The sequence below is a fragment of the Pseudomonas imperatae genome (genome assembly GCF_057128625.1).
The window spans coordinates 55,978-75,868 of sequence record NZ_JBSKHP010000032.1 but is presented as its reverse complement, the minus strand read 5'-3'; the positions used below and the strand labels follow the sequence as shown (position 1 = coordinate 75,868).

Below are 19,891 nucleotides of genomic sequence, written 5' to 3'. Positions count from 1 at the left end.
CCCATGTGAGAGTAGGTCATCGTCAAGATTAAATTCCGAAACCCCCATCTGCGCAGGCAGGTGGGGGTTTTGTCTTTGTGGCGTGCGCAAAAACTCCTCGGACGCGGCCTGTGGCCGCTGCTACGGGCCATGTTTCCGGCCATTTCTATGCAACGGCCATCAGCATGGCTATCATGCCTGCCTCATTGTGAGGCGAATCTGGCATGTTGACGTTGTTGAATCTCTTGAAGGATGGTCGCTTCCATTCCGGCCAGGACTTGGGAGCCGCCTTGGGTATCAGCCGCAGCGCTGTCTGGAAGCAGCTGCAGCACCTGGAGGCCGAGCTCAATCTCCCTATCCACAAGGTCCGCGGCCGCGGTTATCAGCTGGCTGCGCCCTTGGCGTTGTTGGAGGCGGACGCCATAGACGCCTATGCAGGCGCCCCAGGCTGGCCGACCTTGATCTTTGATTCCATTGATTCCACCAACGCCGAGGCGCTACGGGCCATCGGCAGGGGGGAGAGTGCGCCTTTCCTGGTGCTGGCTGAACGGCAGTCGGCAGGGCGGGGGCGTCGTGGGCGCACCTGGGTCAGCCCGTTCGCGGAAAACCTCTATTACAGCCTGGTATTGCGCATCGATGGCGGCCTGCGCCAGCTCGAAGGCTTGAGCCTGGTCGTGGGGGTGGCAGTGATGCAGGCCCTGCGTGAGCTGGGCATCGCCAAGGCCGGGCTGAAGTGGCCCAATGACCTGTTGGTGGACCAGCGCAAGATAGCCGGCATTCTCCTGGAGCTGGTGGGTGACCCTGCCGATGTCTGCCACGTGGTGCTGGGTATTGGCATCAATGTGAACATGCAGGCAACCGATGCGGTCGACCAGCAGTGGACCTCCATGCAGCTGGAGGCCGGCAAGGCCATTGATCGTAATCAGCTGGTGGCCATCCTCAACCAGCGCCTGGAGCAGTACCTGGCCTTGCATCGCGAGCAGGGTTTCGCAGCGATCCAAGCGCTATGGGAGGCCAATCATGTCTGGCAAGGGCGTGCGGTATCGCTGATCGCTGGAGTCAACCAGATAGACGGCGTGGTATTGGGCATCGATCACCAGGGCGCGTTGCGCCTCGAGGTTGATGGCGTGGAAAAAAGCTTTAGTGGTGGTGAGCTCAGCCTGAGGTTGCGCAATGATTCTTGAGCTGGACTGCGGTAACAGTTTCATCAAATGGCGGGTCATCGCGGGTGAGGGCGGTGCGCGCCTTGCCGGTGGCGTCGTGGACGCCGACCAGGTGCTGGTCGAGGCGGTGAAGTCGATCGATGGCCTGCAGCTGCTGCATTGTCGTCTGGTGAGCGTTCGCAACGAAGACGAGACCAGTCGCCTGATGGCGTTGCTGGCCAGTGAGTTCTCCGTACAGCCTGTCTGTGCGCGTCCTGCACAAACACTGGTGGGGGTGCGCAACGGTTACCAGGAATTCGAACGCCTGGGGCTGGACCGTTGGGTGGCCCTGGTAGCGGGTTATAAACTGGCAGGGCGCGCGTGTGTGGTCATCGACCTGGGCACGGCCGTCACTTCCGACTTCGTCGCCCCGGATGGCGAGCACCTGGGTGGGTTCATCTGCCCGGGCATGCCGCTGATGCGCGGGCAGCTGCGCACCCACACCCGCAAGATTCGCTATGACGACCAATCCGCCGAGCGCGCCCACGGCAGCCTGGCGCCCGGGCGCAATACGGTAGAGGCAGTGGAGCGTGGTTGCACACAGATGATGCGCGGCTTCGTGCTCACCCAGGTCGAGCAGGCGGCGCAGCTGTGGGGCGATGATTTCACCCTGTATCTCACAGGTGGCGATGCCGAGCTGGTAAAGGATGCAGTGCCAGGTGCCAGCGTCATTCCTGATCTTGTCTTCGTTGGCCTGGCCATCGCTTGTCCGGTGGCCTGAGGTGATTATGCGCTGGTTATTTCTCCTGCTGCTGGTACTCAACGTTTTCTACTTTGTATGGCACCAGCAGGAAGCGCCGCTGAGGCCCAAGGAAGTGACCTCGCTGTCGCTCTACAAGGGCTCTCAGCAGGATATTCGCCTGCTGAGTGAGTCCGATGACGCACGTGCACGTGCTGCGGCTGCAGCCAAGCCGCCAGCGCGTGATGAAAACTGCCTGTACCTGGGTGGCTTTTCGCGGCCTGAACAGCTGGCTCCTATCGAGCAACGCCTCACCAGCCTGGATATTTCCGCTCGCGCGGTGCCGGTTGGCAGCCCCGAAGGCGTTTTTCACTGGCTGCGAATTGCGCCCGAAAGCCGGCGTTTGCTGGACGAAACCCTGCTCCAGAGACTTTCCAATGATTTCAAAGACTTAAAACAGAAAATAATGTTGTGTGAGGGGTTGCAAGGTTCTTGAATCCTGCATAGAATGGCGCCCGCTCCACAGCGATAAGCGGAAACGCTCAAGGTGTGAAGCGACTGTCAAACGAAGCTAACTTTCAGATTTAATTGAAAAAAACGCTTGACAGAAGGGCGGCAGAGGTTGATAATGCCGCCCACGTTCAGGAGGGGTTCCCGAGCGGCCAAAGGGATCAGACTGTAAATCTGACGTCTCAGACTTCGAAGGTTCGAATCCTTCCCCCTCCACCAATTTAGCGTGAGCAGCAAGCTCCGCGGGTATAGTTTAGTGGTAGAACCTCAGCCTTCCAAGCTGATGATGCGGGTTCGATTCCCGCTACCCGCTCCAAGTTTGCTGGTTGTGCAAAGTGTTTCGCTCTTGTAGCTCAGTTGGTAGAGCACACCCTTGGTAAGGGTGAGGTCAGCGGTTCAAATCCGCTCAAGAGCTCCATTACACAGGCAGATATGAAAATATCTGCCTTTGTTTTATAAGTGGTTGTAATCGCTTATTCGGTCCGGCATACTGGTCGGCCTGATTATGTTTCTAGGTCAGTAGCTCAATTGGCAGAGCGACGGTCTCCAAAACCGTAGGTTGGGGGTTCGATTCCCTCCTGACCTGCCAGCTTCACTCGGTGATGTCTGGCTTTCTTTTCACAGGATCCTCCTAGATGACCCCTAAGGCTGAAGCCCAAGACTCTCGCTTTGATCTGCTCAAGTGGCTGGTTGTTGTCGCTTTGGTGGTGGTTGGCGTGGTTGGTAATCAGTATTACCACGCATCTCCGATCCTGTACCGGGTGCTTGCACTGCTCGTCATTGCTGGTGTAGCTGCGTTCACCGCGCTGCAGACCGCCAAAGGCAAGTCGTTCTTCGTCCTGGCAAAGGAAGCTCGTACCGAAATCCGTAAAGTCGTATGGCCAACTCGCCAAGAGACCACGCAGACCACGCTGATCGTAGTGGCGGTCGTCCTGGTCATGGCGTTGCTGTTGTGGGGTCTTGATTCCCTGCTCGGCTGGCTTGTTTCCTTGATCGTCGGCTAAGGGTGTCCCGTGGCTAAGCGTTGGTACGTTGTGCATGCCTACTCGGGTTACGAGAAGCATGTTATGCGCTCTTTGATCGAGCGTGTAAAGCTGGCTGGCATGGAAGACGGTTTTGGCGAAATTCTGGTCCCCACTGAAGAAGTGGTAGAAATGCGCAATGGCCAGAAGCGCAAAAGCGAACGTAAGTTCTTCCCAGGCTATGTGCTGGTCCAGATGGAAATGAACGAGGGTACTTGGCACTTGGTCAAGGACACTCCTCGCGTGATGGGCTTCATCGGCGGTACCGCTGACAAGCCTGCACCAATCACCGACAAGGAAGCTGAAGCTATCCTTCGTCGCGTCGCTGACGGCAGCGACAAGCCAAAGCCCAAGACTCTGTTCGAGCCGGGCGAGGTTGTTCGCGTTACCGATGGTCCGTTCGCGGATTTCAACGGTACCGTCGAAGAGGTCAACTACGAAAAGAGCCGGATCCAAGTGGCCGTGCTCATTTTCGGACGCTCTACTCCGGTAGAGCTCGAGTTCAGTCAGGTCGAAAAGGTCTGATTGAAGGCATATCCCATGCCCCGCAGGCGTAAGCTGCGGGGTTTTGTCGTCTCTGGGATAAAACGCAAGCAACCGGGGAGCCTGAATTGGCGTTCGTACCCGATATTGGAGTAGCTCATGGCTAAGAAGATCACGGCTTACATCAAGCTGCAAGTAAAGGCCGGCCAGGCCAACCCTAGCCCGCCCGTCGGCCCGGCTCTGGGTCAACATGGCGTGAACATCATGGAATTCTGCAAGGCCTTCAACGCCCGTACTCAGGGTCAAGAAGTCGGCTTGCCAACTCCAGTTATCATCACTGTCTACAGTGACCGTAGCTTCACCTTCGAAACCAAAAGCACCCCAGCTTCGGTTCTGCTGAAGAAAGCTGCTGGCCTGACCAGCGGTTCCGCACGTCCGAACACCGTTAAAGTCGGTACCGTGACCCGTGCTCAGCTGGAAGAAATCGCCAAGGTCAAAAATGCTGACCTGACCGCTGCCGACATGGACGCCGCCGTGCGCACCATCGCTGGCTCGGCTCGCAGCATGGGCCTCAACGTGGAGGGTGTGTAATGGCTAAGCTGACCAAGCGCCAAAAGGCTATTGCTTCCAAAATCGAAGCTGGCAAAGTCTACAACTTCGAAGAAGCCGCCGCTCTGCTGGCTGAGCTGTCGACCGTCAAGTTCAGCGAGTCGTTTGACGTCGCCGTGAACCTGGGCGTTGACCCACGTAAATCCGACCAGGTCGTACGTAGCGCTACCGTGCTGCCACACGGCACTGGCAAGACCGTACGTGTTGCTGTCTTCACCCAAGGTCCAGCTGCTGAAGCTGCCCTGGCTGCAGGCGCGGACCGCGTTGGCATGGACGACCTGGCTGCCGAAATGAAAGGCGGCGACCTGAACTATGACGTAGTCATCGCATCGCCTGATGCCATGCGCGTTGTAGGTCAACTGGGTCAGATCCTGGGTCCACGTGGCCTGATGCCTAACCCGAAAGTCGGTACCGTGACTCCAGACGTAGCCACCGCGGTTAAAAACGCCAAGGCTGGTCAGGTTCGCTACCGCACCGACAAAAACGGCATCATCCACACCTCCGTTGGCAAGGTTGGCTTCGAAGCCACCAAGCTGAAGGAAAACGTTGAAGCCCTGATCGCTGATCTGAAGCGTATCAAGCCAGCTTCCTCGAAAGGTATCTACGTCAAGCGCGTTACCCTGAGCACCACCATGGGCCCAGGTCTGGTCATCGACCAGGGTTCCCTGACCGCTTAAGACGTAAAGCAGGGGTGAGCGATCACCCCTGTTGAAAAAATTGGGGTCCCTGCTTTGCGGGGGCTATCCAAGACCGTAGGCGACGCAAGTCTTAAACCACAAGCCTACGCAGATGGTGCTCCCGGTTCCTTTTTGGAACTAGACACCAAAACGACATCCGGCCCAGGCCAGATGAAACGGTAACAAGCAGGAGTTAAACCCGTGGCAATTAAACTCGAAGACAAGAAGGCCATCGTCGCTGAAGTCAACGAGGCTGCCAAAGGTGCCCTGTCCGCTGTCGTGGCTGATGCCCGTGGTGTGACTGTAGGCGCTATGACCGGACTCCGTAAAGAGGCCCGCGAAGCTGGCGTATACGTACGTGTCGTACGTAACACCCTGCTCAAGCGCGCTGTTGAAGGCACCGATTACTCGATCCTCAACGACGTGTTCAAAGGCCCGACCTTGATCGCTTTCTCCAAAGAACATCCGGGCGCTGCTGCTCGTATCTTCAAAGAGTTCGCTAAAGGTCAGGACAAGTTCGAGATCAAGGCAGCTGCGTTCGAGGGCAAGTTCCTCGCAGCTAATCAGATCGACGTGCTGGCAACGCTGCCGACCCGTGACGAAGCCATTTCCCAGCTGATGAGCGTGATTCAAGGCGCTACCAGCAAACTGGCTCGTACTCTGGCGGCACTTCGCGACCAGAAAGAAGCCGCTGCAGCCTAAGGGCCGCTCGCTTCTCGCGTTTTTTGTTTATTTCGATGGTCGCGTAGGCCGTCCCCCAATTCAGGAAAAGAGTCATGTCCGTTACTCAAGAGCAAATCCTCGAAGCCGTTGGCGCAATGTCCGTAATGGAAGTTGTTGAGCTGATCAAAGCTTTCGAAGAAAAATTCGGTGTTACCGCTGCCGCTGCTTCGGCTGGCCCAGCTGTAGCTGCTGCTGCTGTTGAAGAGCAAACCGAGTTCAACGTTGTTCTGGTTGAAGCCGGCGAGAAGAAGGTCAACGTGATCAAGGCAGTTCGTGAACTGACCGGTCTGGGCCTGAAAGAAGCCAAAGAGAAAGTTGACACCGCTCCTCAGGTCGTTGCTGAAGGCGTTTCGAAAGAAGCCGCTGAAGACGCCAAGAAGAAGCTGGAAGAAGCAGGCGCCAAAGTCGAAGTCAAGTAATTTCGACCTTGCGTCTCCAGCCCGAGCGTCAAGCGAACGGCTGATGGCTGGTGGCTCATGCCACCGGCCTTTTTCCGTTATTGGCAGCTGATCAGGTCAGCGCCTCTAACGTGCTTCAACCACCGATGACGGTGGCGCAAACCAAGGGGTTTGCACGATTTTCTGGCCGCTCCCGTCGGGGGAGGCCAAACAAGCAGGTGACCAAGCTGGGGAACGCTGATGGCTTACTCATACACTGAGAAAAAACGTATCCGCAAGGACTTTAGCAAGTTGCCGGACGTCATGGACGTACCGTACCTCTTGGCTATCCAGCTGGATTCGTATCGCGAATTCTTGCAGGCGGGCGCGACCAAGGACCAGTTCCGTGACGTCGGTCTGCATGCGGCCTTCAAATCCGTTTTCCCGATCATCAGCTACTCCGGCAACGCTGCTCTGGAGTACGTTGGTTATCGCCTGGGCGAACCGGCCTTTGATGTCAAAGAATGCGTATTGCGTGGCGTAACGTACGCCGTACCTTTGCGGGTAAAAGTACGCCTGATCATTTTCGACAAAGAATCGTCGAACAAAGCGATCAAGGACATCAAGGAGCAGGAAGTCTACATGGGGGAAATCCCCCTGATGACCGAAAACGGTACCTTCGTAATCAACGGTACCGAGCGCGTTATCGTCTCCCAGTTGCACCGTTCGCCAGGTGTGTTCTTCGACCACGACCGTGGCAAGACTCACAGCTCCGGCAAACTGTTGTACTCGGCCCGCATCATTCCTTACCGCGGCTCGTGGCTGGACTTCGAATTCGACCCGAAAGACTGTGTATTCGTCCGGATCGACCGTCGTCGCAAGCTGCCTGCGTCGGTACTGCTGCGCGCACTGGGCTACAGCACCGAGGAAGTCCTCGATGCCTTCTACACCACCAACGTATTCCACGTGCAGGGCGAAAAGCTCAGCCTGGAGCTGGTGCCTCAGCGCCTGCGTGGTGAAATCGCTGTCCTGGACATCCTCGATGGTACCGGCAAGGTCATCGTCGAACAGGGCCGTCGTATCACTGCCCGTCACATCAACCAGTTGGAAAAAGCCGGCATCAAAGAGCTGGAAGTTCCGCTGGACTACGTGCTGGGTCGCACTACCGCCAAGGCCATCGTTCACCCGGCAACCGGTGAAATCCTTTGCGAGTGCAACACTGAACTGAGCACCGAGCTGCTGGTGAAGATCGCCAAGGCCCAGGTCGTCCGTATCGAGACGTTGTACACCAACGACATCGACTGCGGTCCGTTCATCTCCGACACGCTGAAGATCGACTCCACCGCCAACCAACTGGAAGCGCTGGTCGAGATCTACCGCATGATGCGTCCTGGCGAGCCGCCAACCAAGGACGCTGCCGAGACCCTGTTCAACAACCTGTTCTTCAGCCCAGAGCGCTACGACCTGTCTGCTGTAGGTCGCATGAAGTTCAACCGTCGTATCGGTCGTACCGAGATCGAAGGTTCGGGCGTGCTGAGCAAGGAAGACATCGTTGCCGTACTGAAGACCCTGGTCGACATCCGTAACGGCAAGGGCATCGTCGACGACATCGACCACCTGGGTAACCGTCGTGTTCGCTGCGTAGGCGAAATGGCCGAGAACCAGTTCCGTGTTGGCCTGGTGCGCGTTGAGCGTGCGGTCAAGGAACGCCTGTCGATGGCCGAAAGCGAAGGCCTGATGCCTCAGGACCTGATCAACGCCAAGCCGGTAGCGGCCGCGGTGAAGGAGTTCTTCGGTTCCAGCCAGCTGTCGCAGTTCATGGACCAGAACAACCCGCTGTCGGAGATTACCCACAAGCGTCGTGTCTCCGCACTCGGCCCAGGTGGTCTGACCCGTGAGCGCGCAGGCTTCGAAGTCCGTGACGTACACCCGACTCACTACGGTCGCGTGTGCCCGATCGAGACCCCTGAAGGTCCGAACATCGGCCTGATCAACTCCCTGGCTGCATACGCTCGCACCAACCAGTACGGCTTCCTGGAAAGCCCGTACCGCGTTGTTAAAGAGGGTGTGGTCACCGACGAGATCGTGTTCCTGTCCGCCATTGAAGAAGCCGATCACGTGATCGCGCAGGCTTCGGCGACCATGAACGAGAACAAGGTCCTGATCGACGAACTGGTAGCCGTACGTCACCTGAACGAATTCACCGTGAAGGCGCCTGAAGACGTAACCCTGATGGACGTTTCGCCCAAGCAGGTAGTCTCGGTCGCAGCCTCGCTGATTCCGTTCCTGGAGCACGACGACGCCAACCGTGCGTTGATGGGTTCCAACATGCAGCGTCAGGCTGTACCGACCCTGCGCGCCGACAAGCCGCTGGTAGGTACCGGCATGGAGCGCAACGTTGCCCGTGACTCCGGCGTTTGCGTCGTGGCCCGTCGTGGCGGCGTGATCGACTCCGTCGATGCCAGCCGTATCGTTGTTCGCGTGGCGGACGATGAAGTCGAGCCAGGCGAAGCCGGTGTAGACATCTACAACCTGACCAAATACACCCGTTCGAACCAGAACACCTGCATCAACCAGCGTCCGCTGGTAAGCAAGGGTGACCGTGTTCAGCGCAGCGACATCATGGCCGACGGCCCGTCCACCGACATGGGTGAACTGGCACTGGGCCAGAACATGCGCATCGCGTTCATGGCCTGGAACGGTTTCAACTTCGAAGACTCCATCTGTCTGTCGGAGCGTGTGGTTCAGGAAGACCGCTTCACCACGATCCACATCCAGGAACTGACCTGTGTGGCCCGTGACACCAAGCTTGGCCCAGAGGAAATCACCGCTGACATCCCGAACGTGGGTGAAGCAGCGCTGAACAAGCTGGACGAAGCCGGTATCGTCTACGTGGGTGCCGAAGTCGGCGCCGGCGACATCCTGGTCGGCAAGGTCACTCCGAAAGGCGAGACCCAACTGACTCCGGAAGAAAAACTGCTGCGCGCCATCTTCGGCGAGAAAGCCAGCGACGTTAAGGACACCTCCCTGCGCGTGCCTACCGGCACCAAGGGTACCGTCATCGACGTACAGGTCTTCACCCGTGACGGCGTTGAGCGTGACGCTCGTGCGCTGTCGATCGAGAAGAGCCAGCTGGACGAGATCCGCAAGGACCTCAACGAAGAGTTCCGTATCGTCGAAGGCGCAACCTTCGAACGTCTGCGTCAGGCCCTGGTTGGCCAGATCGTCGATGGTGGTGCCGGCCTGAAGAAAGGTCTGGAAATCACCAACGAAGTCCTGGACGGTCTGGAGCACGGCCAGTGGTTCAAGCTGCGCATGGCCGAAGACGCCCTCAACGAACAGCTGGAGCGTGCCCAGCAGTACATCGTTGATCGCCGTCGCCTGCTGGACGACAAGTTCGAAGACAAGAAGCGCAAACTGCAGCAAGGCGATGACCTGGCTCCAGGCGTGCTGAAAATCGTCAAGGTTTACCTGGCAATCCGTCGCCGCATCCAGCCGGGCGACAAGATGGCCGGTCGTCACGGTAACAAAGGTGTGGTCTCCGTGATCATGCCGGTTGAAGACATGCCACACGATGCCAACGGCACGCCTGTGGACGTGGTCCTCAACCCGCTGGGCGTACCTTCGCGTATGAACGTCGGTCAGATCCTGGAAACCCACCTGGGCCTCGCGGCCAAGGGCTTGGGCGAAAAGATCAACCGCATGCTCGAAGAGCAGCGTAAAGTCATCGAACTGCGCAAGTTCCTCACCGAGATCTACAACGAGATCGGTGGCCGCCAAGAGAACCTGGAAAGCTTCAGCGACCAGGAAATCCTGGACCTGGCGAAGAACCTGCGTGGCGGCGTGCCTATGGCCACCCCGGTATTCGACGGTGCCAAGGAAAGCGAAATCAAGGCCATGCTGAAACTGGCAGACCTGCCAGAAAGCGGCCAGATGCAGCTGTTCGACGGCCGTACCGGCAACAAGTTCGAGCGTCACGTTACTGTTGGCTACATGTACATGCTGAAACTGAACCACTTGGTGGACGACAAGATGCACGCGCGTTCCACTGGTTCCTACAGCCTGGTTACCCAGCAGCCGCTGGGTGGTAAGGCTCAGTTCGGTGGTCAGCGTTTCGGGGAGATGGAGGTCTGGGCACTGGAAGCTTACGGTGCTGCCTACACCCTGCAAGAAATGCTCACAGTGAAGTCGGACGATGTGAACGGTCGTACCAAGATGTACAAGAACATCGTGGACGGCGATCACCGTATGGAGCCGGGCATGCCCGAGTCCTTCAACGTGTTGATCAAAGAGATTCGTTCCCTCGGTATCGATATCGATCTGGAAACCGAATAACACGCGACGCGAATCGGGAGCAGGCCCCTAAAGCCTGCTCCCTGCTCCGCCAGGAGGAAAGGCCTTGAAAGACCTACTGAATTTGCTGAAAAACCAGGGTCAAGTCGAAGAGTTTGACGCAATCCGTATCGGGTTGGCGTCGCCTGAGATGATCCGTTCGTGGTCGTTCGGTGAAGTTAAAAAGCCGGAAACCATCAACTACCGTACGTTCAAACCCGAGCGTGACGGCCTGTTCTGCGCCAAGATCTTTGGCCCAGTCAAGGACTACGAGTGCCTGTGCGGTAAGTACAAGCGCCTGAAACACCGTGGTGTGATCTGCGAGAAGTGCGGCGTTGAAGTCGCGCTGGCCAAGGTTCGTCGTGAGCGCATGGCGCACATCGAACTGGCCTCGCCAGTTGCCCACATCTGGTTCCTGAAGTCGCTGCCGTCGCGTATCGGCCTGCTGATGGACATGACCCTGCGTGATATCGAACGCGTGCTCTACTTCGAGAGCTACGTCGTTATCGACCCGGGCATGACTACCCTGGAGAAGGGCCAGCTGCTGAACGACGAGCAGTACTTCGAAGCCCTCGAAGAGTTCGGTGACGACTTCGACGCCCGCATGGGTGCCGAGGCTGTCCGCGAGCTGCTGCACGCCATTGACCTGGAACACGAGATCGGCCGCCTGCGCGAAGAGATTCCGCAGACCAACTCGGAAACCAAGATCAAGAAGCTGTCCAAGCGCCTGAAGTTGATGGAAGCCTTCCAGGGTTCCGGCAACCTGCCTGAGTGGATGGTGTTGACCGTTCTGCCGGTTCTGCCGCCAGACCTGCGTCCACTGGTCCCACTGGATGGCGGTCGCTTCGCGACTTCCGACCTCAACGACCTGTATCGTCGAGTGATCAACCGTAACAACCGTCTGAAGCGTCTGCTGGACCTGTCGGCTCCTGACATCATCGTGCGCAACGAAAAGCGCATGCTGCAGGAAGCGGTCGATGCCCTGCTGGACAACGGTCGTCGCGGTCGCGCCATCACCGGTTCCAACAAGCGTCCTCTGAAATCCCTGGCTGACATGATCAAGGGTAAGCAGGGTCGTTTCCGTCAGAACTTGCTCGGTAAGCGCGTTGACTACTCGGGTCGTTCGGTAATTACCGTAGGCCCGACCCTGCGCCTGCACCAGTGCGGTCTTCCGAAGAAGATGGCCCTGGAGCTGTTCAAGCCGTTCATCTTCGGCAAGCTGGAAATGCGTGGTCTGGCGACCACCATCAAGGCCGCCAAGAAGATGGTCGAGCGCGAGCTGCCAGAGGTGTGGGACGTGCTCGCCGAAGTGATTCGCGAACACCCCGTGCTGCTCAACCGTGCACCGACCCTTCACCGTCTGGGTATCCAGGCGTTTGAACCAGTACTGATCGAAGGTAAGGCTATCCAGCTGCACCCTCTGGTCTGTGCTGCGTACAACGCCGACTTCGACGGCGACCAGATGGCGGTCCACGTACCGCTGACCCTGGAAGCCCAGCTCGAAGCCCGTGCGCTGATGATGTCGACCAACAACATCCTGTCGCCAGCCAACGGTGAGCCAATCATCGTTCCTTCGCAGGACGTTGTACTGGGTCTGTACTACATGACCCGTGAAGCGATCAACGCCAAGGGCGAAGGCCGCGTGTTTGCCGACCTGCAGGAAGTCGACCGGGTATTCCGCGCCGGCGAAGCAGCTCTGCACGCAAAAATCAAAGTGCGCATCAACGAGACTGTAAACGATCGTGATGGCGGCAGCGTCAAGAACACCCGTATCGTCGACACCACTGTCGGCCGTGCGCTGCTGTTCCAGGTCGTTCCACCAGGCCTGTCGTTCGACGTCGTCAACACGCCGATGAAGAAGAAGGCGATCTCCAAGCTGATCAACCAGTGCTACCGCGTGGTTGGTCTGAAAGAGACCGTTATCTTCGCTGACCAGTTGATGTACACCGGTTTCGCCTACTCGACGATTTCGGGTGTTTCCATCGGTGTTAACGACTTCGTTATCCCGGATGAGAAAGCTCGCATCATCGGTACCGCGACCGACGAAGTGAAAGAGATCGAAAGCCAATACGCTTCCGGCCTGGTAACCCAGGGCGAGAAGTACAACAAGGTGATCGACCTCTGGTCCAAGGCCAACGACGAAGTTTCCAAGGCGATGATGTCCAACCTCTCGAAAGAGAAGGTCATCGACCGTCACGGCAACGAAGTTGACCAGGAATCCTTCAACTCGATGTACATGATGGCTGACTCCGGTGCCCGGGGTTCGGCAGCTCAGATTCGTCAGCTGGCTGGTATGCGTGGCCTGATGGCCAAGCCGGACGGCTCGATCATCGAGACGCCAATTACCGCGAACTTCCGTGAAGGTCTGAGCGTACTCCAGTACTTCATCTCGACTCACGGTGCTCGTAAGGGTCTGGCGGATACCGCGTTGAAAACCGCTAACTCCGGTTACCTGACTCGTCGTCTGGTAGACGTGGCGCAAGATCTGGTAGTTACCGAGATCGACTGCGGCACCGAACAGGGTCTGCTGATGACCCCGCACATTGAAGGCGGCGACGTTGTAGAGCCGCTGGGTGAGCGTGTACTGGGCCGTGTTATCGCCCGTGACGTGTTCAAGCCAGGCACCGACGAAGTCATCGTCCCTGCCGGCACCCTGGTAGACGAGAAGTGGGTAGAGTTCATCGAACTCAACAGCATCGACGAAGTGATCGTTCGCTCGCCGATCAGCTGTGAAACCCGCTACGGCATCTGCGCCAAGTGCTACGGTCGTGACCTGGCTCGTGGTCACCAGGTGAACATCGGTGAAGCGGTCGGCGTTATCGCTGCCCAGTCCATCGGTGAGCCGGGTACCCAGCTGACCATGCGTACGTTCCACATCGGTGGTGCTGCAAGCCGTACTTCGGCTGCCGACAGCGTCCAGGTGAAGAACGGTGGTGTGGTTCGTCTGCACAACCTGAAACACGTAGAGCGTGCCGACGGCAACCTGGTTGCTGTGTCGCGTTCCGGTGAGCTGGCTATCGCCGACGACTTCGGTCGTGAGCGCGAGCGCTACAAGCTGCCGTACGGTGCCGTGATCTCGGTGAAGGAAGGCGACAAGGTCGACGCTGGTGCCATCGTGGCCAAGTGGGACCCGCACACTCACCCGATCGTTACCGAAATGAAAGGTACCGTGACCTTCGTGGGCATGGAAGAAGGTATTACGATCAAGCGCCAGACCGACGAACTGACCGGTCTGACCAACATCGAAGTACTGGACGTCAAAGACCGTCCTGCAGCTGGTAAAGAAATTCGACCAGCGGTCAAGATGGTGGGTGTCGATGGTAAGGATCTGCTGCTGCCAGGTACCGACGTACCGGCCCAGTACTTCCTGCCGGCCAACGCCCTCGTTGGTGTTGCGGATGGTGTGCAAGTGGGTGTGGGTGACGTTATCGCCCGTATTCCACAAGAGACCTCCAAGACCCGTGACATCACCGGTGGTCTGCCACGCGTTGCCGACCTGTTCGAAGCGCGTCGTCCGAAAGAAGCCTCGATTCTGGCTGAAGTCAGCGGCACCATCGCGTTCGGTAAAGAGACCAAGGGCAAGCGCCGCCTGGTCATTACCCCGAACGACGGCAGCGATCCGTACGAAGAGCTGATTCCGAAGTGGCGTCACCTGAACGTCTTCGAAGGCGAACAAGTGAACCGCGGCGAAGTTATCTCCGACGGTCCTAGCGATCCGCACGACATCCTGCGTCTGCTGGGTGTGAGCGCGCTCGCCAAGTACATCGTCAACGAGATCCAGGACGTTTACCGTCTGCAAGGCGTGAAGATCAACGACAAGCACATCGAGACCATCCTGCGTCAGATGCTGCGCAAGGTCGAGATCGCCGAGTCGGGTGACTCCAGCTTCATCAAGGGCGACCAGATGGAACTGACTCAGGTACTGGGCGAGAACGAGCGCCTGGCATCGGAAGACAAGTTCATCTCCAAGTACACCCGTGTGCTGCTGGGTATCACCAAGGCCTCGCTGTCCACCGAATCGTTCATCTCGGCGGCTTCCTTCCAGGAAACCACCCGCGTACTGACCGAAGCGGCGGTAACCGGCAAGCGCGACTACCTGCGCGGCCTGAAAGAAAACGTGGTCGTGGGTCGTCTGATCCCGGCCGGTACCGGTCTGGCATACCACAGCGAGCGCAAGCGTCGCCGTGATGCTGACAAACCGTTGCGTGTAAGCGCGAGCGAAGTCGAAGCGGCACTGACTGAAGCGCTGAACTCCAGCGGTAACTGAAAAGAGCAGGGCCCCGGCGTCTGCGACTGACGAACCTGGACACACAATGTCCAGGCTCGGCTGGTCGGGGAGGGCGGGGCCTTGCCTTGACTGGGGGCAAGATCCTCTTTAGACTCTTGTACCCCTAAATCTGGCGGGACGTATGTCCTGCCATTTTGCTTTTCTTGCAAGACAATAGCGTCGCAAGACAACAGTGGAGCTAGTAGATGGCAACTATCAACCAGCTGGTACGTCAGCCGCGTAAGCGTATCGTCGAGAAATCCGACGTACCTGCGCTGCAGAACTGCCCGCAACGTCGTGGCGTGTGCACCCGTGTGTACACCACCACGCCGAAAAAACCTAACTCGGCACTGCGTAAAGTATGCCGTGTGCGCCTGACCAACGGTTTCGAGGTTTCCTCGTACATCGGCGGTGAAGGCCACAACCTGCAAGAGCACAGCGTGGTACTGATCCGCGGCGGTCGTGTAAAAGACTTGCCAGGTGTTCGTTACCACACCGTTCGCGGCTCCCTGGATACTTCCGGCGTCAAAGGTCGTAACCAAGGTCGTTCGAAGTACGGTACCAAGCGTCCGAAGTAATGGCCGCTTGCAGCACATTGCAATTATCTATTTTTCTGAGTCGATAAGAGTAAGGTCGGGTCCCGCACCTCAGGGTGGGATGTCCCGAGCTAACCTGAAGACCGTTTGAGGGCTTATCCATGCCAAGAAGACGCGTAGCAGCCAAGCGCGAAGTGCTTGACGATCCAAAATACGGCAGCCAGATCCTGGCCAAGTTCATGAACCACGTGATGGAAAGCGGCAAGAAAGCCGTTGCCGAGCGTATCGTTTATGGCGCGCTGGAAAAGGTTAAAGAACGCAAGAACAGCGACCCACTGGAAATCTTCGAGAAAGCTCTCGACGCCATCGCTCCGCTGGTCGAAGTAAAGTCGCGCCGTGTAGGCGGTGCTACTTACCAGGTTCCGGTCGAAGTTCGCCCTTCCCGTCGTAACGCCCTGGCAATGCGCTGGCTGGTAGACTTCGCGCGCAAGCGCGGTGAGAAGTCCATGGCTCTGCGCTTGGCCGGCGAACTGCTGGACGCTGCCGAAGGCAAAGGTGCTGCAGTTAAGAAGCGTGAAGACGTTCACCGTATGGCTGAAGCCAACAAAGCGTTCTCGCACTACCGCTTCTAAATCCAGCGTCAATTATTTTGCGAGGGCTTTATGGCTCGTACAACTGATATCAAACGCTACCGTAACATCGGTATCGTTGCTCACGTGGACGCGGGTAAAACCACGACCACCGAGCGCGTCCTGTTCTACACAGGCGTAAACCACAAAATGGGCGAGGTGCATGATGGCGCCGCGACCATGGACTGGATGGTGCAAGAGCAGGAGCGGGGTATTACCATTACTTCCGCTGCTACTACCGCCTTCTGGGCAGGTTCGGTCAAGCAGTTCGAGAAGCACCGCTTCAACATCATCGATACCCCCGGCCACGTTGACTTCACCATTGAAGTAGAACGTTCGCTGCGCGTGCTCGACGGTGCTGTCGTTGTGTTCTGCGGTACCTCGGGCGTTGAGCCACAGTCGGAAACCGTATGGCGTCAAGCCAACAAATACGGCGTTCCACGTCTGGTTTACGTCAACAAGATGGACCGTCAAGGCGCTAACTTCCTGCGCGTTGTAGGTCAGATCAAGCAGCGCCTGGGTCACACCCCGGTGCCAATCCAGCTGGCAATCGGCGCGGAAGACGAGTTCCAGGGTCAGATCGATCTGATGACCATGGAAGCTGTCTACTGGGATGACGCTGACAAGGGCATGGCCCCTCGTCGCGAAGCTATCCCTGCCGACATGCAGGAACTGGCTGAAGAGTGGCGCAGCAACATGGTTGAGGCTGCCGCCGAAGCCAGCGAAGAGCTGATGAACAAGTACCTGGAAGGCGAAGAGCTGTCGATCGAAGAGATCAAGACTGCCCTGCGTCAGCGTACTATCGCCGGCGAAATCGTTCTGGCCGTTTGCGGTTCCTCGTTCAAGAACAAGGGCGTGCCCCTGGTTCTGGACGCCGTTATCGACTACCTGCCAGCACCTGTCGACATTCCTGCCATCAAGGGTTCCGACCCGGATGACGAGACTGTTGCCATGGAGCGTCATGCAGACGACAGCGAGCCGTTCTCGGCTCTGGCGTTCAAGATCGCTACCGACCCATTCGTGGGTACCCTGACCTTCGCTCGCGTTTACTCGGGCGTGTTGAGCTCCGGCGACGGCGTGATCAACTCGGTCAAGGGCAAGAAAGAGCGCGTGGGTCGTATGGTGCAAATGCACGCAAACACCCGCGAAGAGATCAAGGAAGTACGCGCTGGCGACATCGCGGCCCTGATCGGCATGAAGGACGTCACCACTGGTGACACCCTGTGCTCCGCTGACAAGCCAATCATCCTGGTTCGCATGGACTTCCCGGAGCCGGTTATTTCGGTTGCCGTTGAGCCAAAGACCAAGGATGACCAGGAAAAAATGGGTATCGCACTGGGCAAACTCGCTCAGGAAGACCCTTCTTTCCGCGTCAAGACCGACGAAGAGACTGGTCAAACGATCATCTCGGGTATGGGCGAGTTGCACCTGGACATCCTGGTTGACCGGATGCGCCGTGAGTTCAACGTTGAAGCCAACATCGGTAAACCACAGGTTTCTTACCGTGAGAAGATCACGAAGAACTGTGAGATCGAAGGCAAGTTCGTTCGCCAGTCCGGCGGCCGTGGCCAGTTCGGCCATTGCTGGATCCGTTTTGCTCCGGCAGACGAAGGTCAGGAAGGTCTGGTATTCGTGAACGAAGTAGTGGGCGGTGTGGTTCCTAAGGAATACATCCCTGCTATCCAGAAGGGCATTGAAGAGCAGATGAAGAACGGTGTTGTTGCCGGCTATCCGCTCATCGGCCTGAAGGCGACCGTTTTCGATGGCTCTTACCACGACGTCGACTCCAACGAGATGGCGTTCAAGGTGGCAGCCTCCATGGCGACCAAGCAACTGGCTACCAAAGGTGGCGGTGTTGTTCTTGAGCCGATCATGAAGGTCGAAGTTGTAACACCTGAGGACTACATGGGCGACGTGATGGGTGACCTGAACCGTCGTCGCGGTCTGATCCAGGGTATGGAAGACACGGTTTCCGGCAAAGTTATCCGCGCCGAAGTTCCGCTGGGTGAGATGTTCGGTTATGCGACCGACGTCCGTTCCATGTCTCAGGGTCGCGCGAGCTACTCTATGGAATTCTCCAAATACTCCGAAGCTCCGTCGAACATCGTCGAAGCTATCGTTAAAAAACAAGGCTGATTCAGCCCCTTTAGGCTAGGAGTTCACTGTCGTGGCTAAAGAAAAATTTGATCGTTCCCTACCTCACGTAAACGTTGGCACCATCGGCCACGTTGACCACGGTAAAACCACCCTGACCGCTGCTCTGACTCGCGTCTGCTCCGAAGTTTTCGGTTCGGCCGTTGTTGAGTTCGACAAGATCGACTCGGCTCCAGAAGAAAAAGCTCGTGGTATCACCATCAACACCGCGCACGTCGAGTACAACTCGAACATTCGTCACTACGCTCACGTTGACTGCCCAGGTCACGCTGACTACGTGAAGAACATGATCACCGGTGCTGCCCAGATGGACGGCGCGATCCTGGTTTGCTCGGCCGCCGATGGTCCGATGCCACAAACCCGTGAGCACATCCTGCTGTCCCGTCAGGTAGGCGTTCCGTACATCGTGGTCTTCCTGAACAAGGCTGACCTGGTAGACGACGCTGAGCTGCTGGAACTGGTTGAGATGGAAGTTCGCGACCTGCTGTCCACCTACGACTTCCCAGGCGACGACACCCCGATCATCATCGGTTCGGCTCGTATGGCGCTGGAAGGCAAAGACGACAACGAAATGGGCACCACCGCTGTCAAGAAGCTGGTTGAGACTCTGGACAGCTACATCCCAGAGCCTGAGCGCGCTATCGACAAGCCGTTCCTGATGCCAATCGAAGACGTATTCTCGATCTCGGGTCGTGGTACCGTTGTTACCGGTCGTATCGAGCGTGGTATCGTCCGCGTTCAGGACGCCCTGGAAATCGTTGGTCTGCGTGACACCACCACCACCACCTGCACCGGTGTTGAGATGTTCCGCAAGCTGCTGGACGAAGGTCGTGCTGGCGAGAACTGCGGCGTTCTGCTGCGTGGTACCAAGCGTGACGACGTTGAGCGTGGCCAGGTTCTGGTCAAGCCAGGTTCGGTCAAGCCGCACACCAAGTTCACCGCAGAAGTCTACGTTCTGTCGAAAGAAGAAGGCGGTCGTCACACTCCGTTCTTCAAAGGCTACCGTCCTCAGTTCTACTTCCGTACCACTGACGTGACCGGTAACTGCGAACTGCCAGAAGGCGTTGAAATGGTAATGCCAGGTGATAACATTCAGATGACTGTTACCCTGATCAAGACCATCGCAATGGAAGACGGCCTGCGTTTCGCCATCCGTGAAGGCGGTCGTACCGTCGGCGCTGGTGTCGTAGCCAAGATCATCGAGTAATCGATGAGCTAGGAAAAACCCCCGCTCAGCGGGGGTTTTTTTTATTCGGTTGACACCCAATGGGCCCGTCTATAGAATCACGCCTCCTTTTATCGGGCGTAGTGCGTCCGGTGGGAATAGCAGCCTGGAGTCTGAAATCCAATGCAAAATCAGCAAATCCGTATCAGGTTGAAGGCTTTTGACCATCGCCTGATCGACCAATCCACCCAGGAAATCGTGGAAACCGCGAAACGTACTGGTGCTCAAGTGCGTGGTCCAATTCCACTGCCTACCCGTAAAGAGCGGTTCACCGTTCTGGTCTCCCCGCACGTCAACAAAGACGCGCGTGACCAGTACGAGATCCGTACTCATAAGCGCGTTCTGGACATCGTCCAGCCAACGGATAAAACCGTTGATGCGCTGATGAAGCTTGATCTTGCGGCAGGTGTGGAAGTGCAGATCAGCCTCGGCTAAGACTCGGGTCTTAGTCGTGTAACGCTCTGAAATGGGCGGCCATAGCGGGTGA

Annotated in this window: 16 protein-coding genes and 4 tRNA genes; all 20 read left to right on the top strand. The window is 57.6% G+C overall.

The window, feature by feature from the left end:
* The first annotated feature begins 203 nt into the window (after window positions 1-203).
* The 20 genes from birA to rpsJ all read left to right on the top strand — a co-directional run bounded on the left by birA (window position 204) and on the right by rpsJ (window position 19,839).
* Window positions 204-1,163, top strand: a complete 960-nt coding sequence (birA, locus tag ACWKWX_RS28690; protein ID WP_416427131.1) for a bifunctional biotin--[acetyl-CoA-carboxylase] ligase/biotin operon repressor BirA — start codon at window positions 204-206, stop codon at window positions 1,161-1,163.
* A complete protein-coding gene (locus ACWKWX_RS28685; RefSeq protein WP_483829513.1) occupies window positions 1,153-1,902 on the top strand; it encodes a pantothenate kinase in 750 nt (249 codons plus the stop codon). The genes birA and ACWKWX_RS28685 overlap by 11 nt, the downstream gene beginning before the upstream one ends.
* Before the next feature lie 7 nt (window positions 1,903-1,909).
* Complete coding sequence (locus ACWKWX_RS28680; protein ID WP_416427129.1) at window positions 1,910-2,356, top strand: hypothetical protein; 447 nt, start codon at window positions 1,910-1,912, stop codon at window positions 2,354-2,356.
* Between the two features lie 148 nt (window positions 2,357-2,504).
* Window positions 2,505-2,589: transfer RNA gene (locus ACWKWX_RS28675), tRNA-Tyr, on the top strand.
* Window positions 2,590-2,612: 23 nt separating this feature from the next.
* Window positions 2,613-2,686: transfer RNA gene (locus ACWKWX_RS28670), tRNA-Gly, on the top strand.
* A gap of 26 nt (window positions 2,687-2,712) precedes the next feature.
* A tRNA-Thr gene (locus ACWKWX_RS28665) sits at window positions 2,713-2,788 on the top strand.
* 95 nt (window positions 2,789-2,883) lie between these two features.
* A tRNA-Trp gene (locus ACWKWX_RS28660) sits at window positions 2,884-2,959 on the top strand.
* Window positions 2,960-3,005: 46 nt separating this feature from the next.
* On the top strand, window positions 3,006-3,374 hold the full coding sequence (gene secE / locus ACWKWX_RS28655; protein WP_027981997.1) for a preprotein translocase subunit SecE: 369 nt from the start codon (window positions 3,006-3,008) through the stop codon (window positions 3,372-3,374).
* A gap of 9 nt (window positions 3,375-3,383) precedes the next feature.
* Window positions 3,384-3,917, top strand: a complete 534-nt coding sequence (gene nusG, locus ACWKWX_RS28650) for a transcription termination/antitermination protein NusG (RefSeq protein WP_108240418.1) — start codon at window positions 3,384-3,386, stop codon at window positions 3,915-3,917.
* Between the two features lie 117 nt (window positions 3,918-4,034).
* Complete coding sequence (gene rplK / locus ACWKWX_RS28645) at window positions 4,035-4,466, top strand: 50S ribosomal protein L11 (protein ID WP_416427128.1); 432 nt, start codon at window positions 4,035-4,037, stop codon at window positions 4,464-4,466.
* Window positions 4,466-5,161: a 50S ribosomal protein L1 gene (gene rplA, locus ACWKWX_RS28640; protein WP_416427127.1), complete on the top strand. Its 696-nt coding sequence runs from the start codon at window positions 4,466-4,468 to the stop codon at window positions 5,159-5,161. Before rplK ends, rplA begins: the two co-directional genes overlap by 1 nt.
* A gap of 201 nt (window positions 5,162-5,362) precedes the next feature.
* A complete protein-coding gene (gene rplJ / locus ACWKWX_RS28635; protein ID WP_416427126.1) occupies window positions 5,363-5,863 on the top strand; it encodes a 50S ribosomal protein L10 in 501 nt (166 codons plus the stop codon).
* A 74-nt stretch (window positions 5,864-5,937) separates the two neighbouring features.
* Window positions 5,938-6,303, top strand: a complete 366-nt coding sequence (rplL, locus tag ACWKWX_RS28630; protein WP_416427125.1) for a 50S ribosomal protein L7/L12 — start codon at window positions 5,938-5,940, stop codon at window positions 6,301-6,303.
* Between the two features lie 219 nt (window positions 6,304-6,522).
* Entirely contained in the window at window positions 6,523-10,596 is a 4,074-nt protein-coding gene (gene rpoB, locus ACWKWX_RS28625; RefSeq protein ID WP_416427124.1) for a DNA-directed RNA polymerase subunit beta, read from the top strand.
* Window positions 10,597-10,660: 64 nt separating this feature from the next.
* Window positions 10,661-14,860: a DNA-directed RNA polymerase subunit beta' gene (rpoC, locus tag ACWKWX_RS28620; protein WP_268147895.1), complete on the top strand. Its 4,200-nt coding sequence runs from the start codon at window positions 10,661-10,663 to the stop codon at window positions 14,858-14,860.
* A 206-nt stretch (window positions 14,861-15,066) separates the two neighbouring features.
* The gene (rpsL, locus tag ACWKWX_RS28615; RefSeq protein ID WP_003186084.1) at window positions 15,067-15,438 is read left to right on the top strand and encodes a 30S ribosomal protein S12; all 372 of its coding nucleotides are present in this window, start codon (window positions 15,067-15,069) and stop codon (window positions 15,436-15,438) included.
* A 119-nt stretch (window positions 15,439-15,557) separates the two neighbouring features.
* Entirely contained in the window at window positions 15,558-16,028 is a 471-nt protein-coding gene (gene rpsG / locus ACWKWX_RS28610) for a 30S ribosomal protein S7 (protein WP_002555493.1), read from the top strand.
* A 30-nt stretch (window positions 16,029-16,058) separates the two neighbouring features.
* Window positions 16,059-18,161, top strand: coding sequence for an elongation factor G (gene fusA, locus ACWKWX_RS28605; protein ID WP_416427123.1), 2,103 nt, complete (start codon window positions 16,059-16,061; stop codon window positions 18,159-18,161).
* A gap of 31 nt (window positions 18,162-18,192) precedes the next feature.
* On the top strand, window positions 18,193-19,386 hold the full coding sequence (gene tuf / locus ACWKWX_RS28600; protein WP_010220303.1) for an elongation factor Tu: 1,194 nt from the start codon (window positions 18,193-18,195) through the stop codon (window positions 19,384-19,386).
* 141 nt (window positions 19,387-19,527) lie between these two features.
* Window positions 19,528-19,839, top strand: coding sequence for a 30S ribosomal protein S10 (gene rpsJ / locus ACWKWX_RS28595; protein ID WP_003186070.1), 312 nt, complete (start codon window positions 19,528-19,530; stop codon window positions 19,837-19,839).
* Window positions 19,840-19,891: the final 52 nt, after the last annotated feature.

What these genes read in the sequence shown, in the direction of transcription:
- birA (WP_416427131.1), top strand. Translation starts at nt 204, where the DNA reads ATGTTGACGTTGTTGAATCTCTTGAAGGATGGTCGCTTCCATTCCGGC.
- ACWKWX_RS28685 (WP_483829513.1), top strand. Translation starts at nt 1,153, where the DNA reads ATGATTCTTGAGCTGGACTGCGGTAACAGTTTCATCAAATGGCGGGTC.
- ACWKWX_RS28680 (WP_416427129.1), top strand. Translation starts at nt 1,910, where the DNA reads ATGCGCTGGTTATTTCTCCTGCTGCTGGTACTCAACGTTTTCTACTTT.
- secE (WP_027981997.1), top strand. Translation starts at nt 3,006, where the DNA reads ATGACCCCTAAGGCTGAAGCCCAAGACTCTCGCTTTGATCTGCTCAAG.
- rplK (WP_416427128.1), top strand. Translation starts at nt 4,035, where the DNA reads ATGGCTAAGAAGATCACGGCTTACATCAAGCTGCAAGTAAAGGCCGGC.
- rplA (WP_416427127.1), top strand. Translation starts at nt 4,466, where the DNA reads ATGGCTAAGCTGACCAAGCGCCAAAAGGCTATTGCTTCCAAAATCGAA.
- rplL (WP_416427125.1), top strand. Translation starts at nt 5,938, where the DNA reads ATGTCCGTTACTCAAGAGCAAATCCTCGAAGCCGTTGGCGCAATGTCC.
- rpoB (WP_416427124.1), top strand. Translation starts at nt 6,523, where the DNA reads ATGGCTTACTCATACACTGAGAAAAAACGTATCCGCAAGGACTTTAGC.
- rpsL (WP_003186084.1), top strand. Translation starts at nt 15,067, where the DNA reads ATGGCAACTATCAACCAGCTGGTACGTCAGCCGCGTAAGCGTATCGTC.
- rpsG (WP_002555493.1), top strand. Translation starts at nt 15,558, where the DNA reads ATGCCAAGAAGACGCGTAGCAGCCAAGCGCGAAGTGCTTGACGATCCA.
- fusA (WP_416427123.1), top strand. Translation starts at nt 16,059, where the DNA reads ATGGCTCGTACAACTGATATCAAACGCTACCGTAACATCGGTATCGTT.
- rpsJ (WP_003186070.1), top strand. Translation starts at nt 19,528, where the DNA reads ATGCAAAATCAGCAAATCCGTATCAGGTTGAAGGCTTTTGACCATCGC.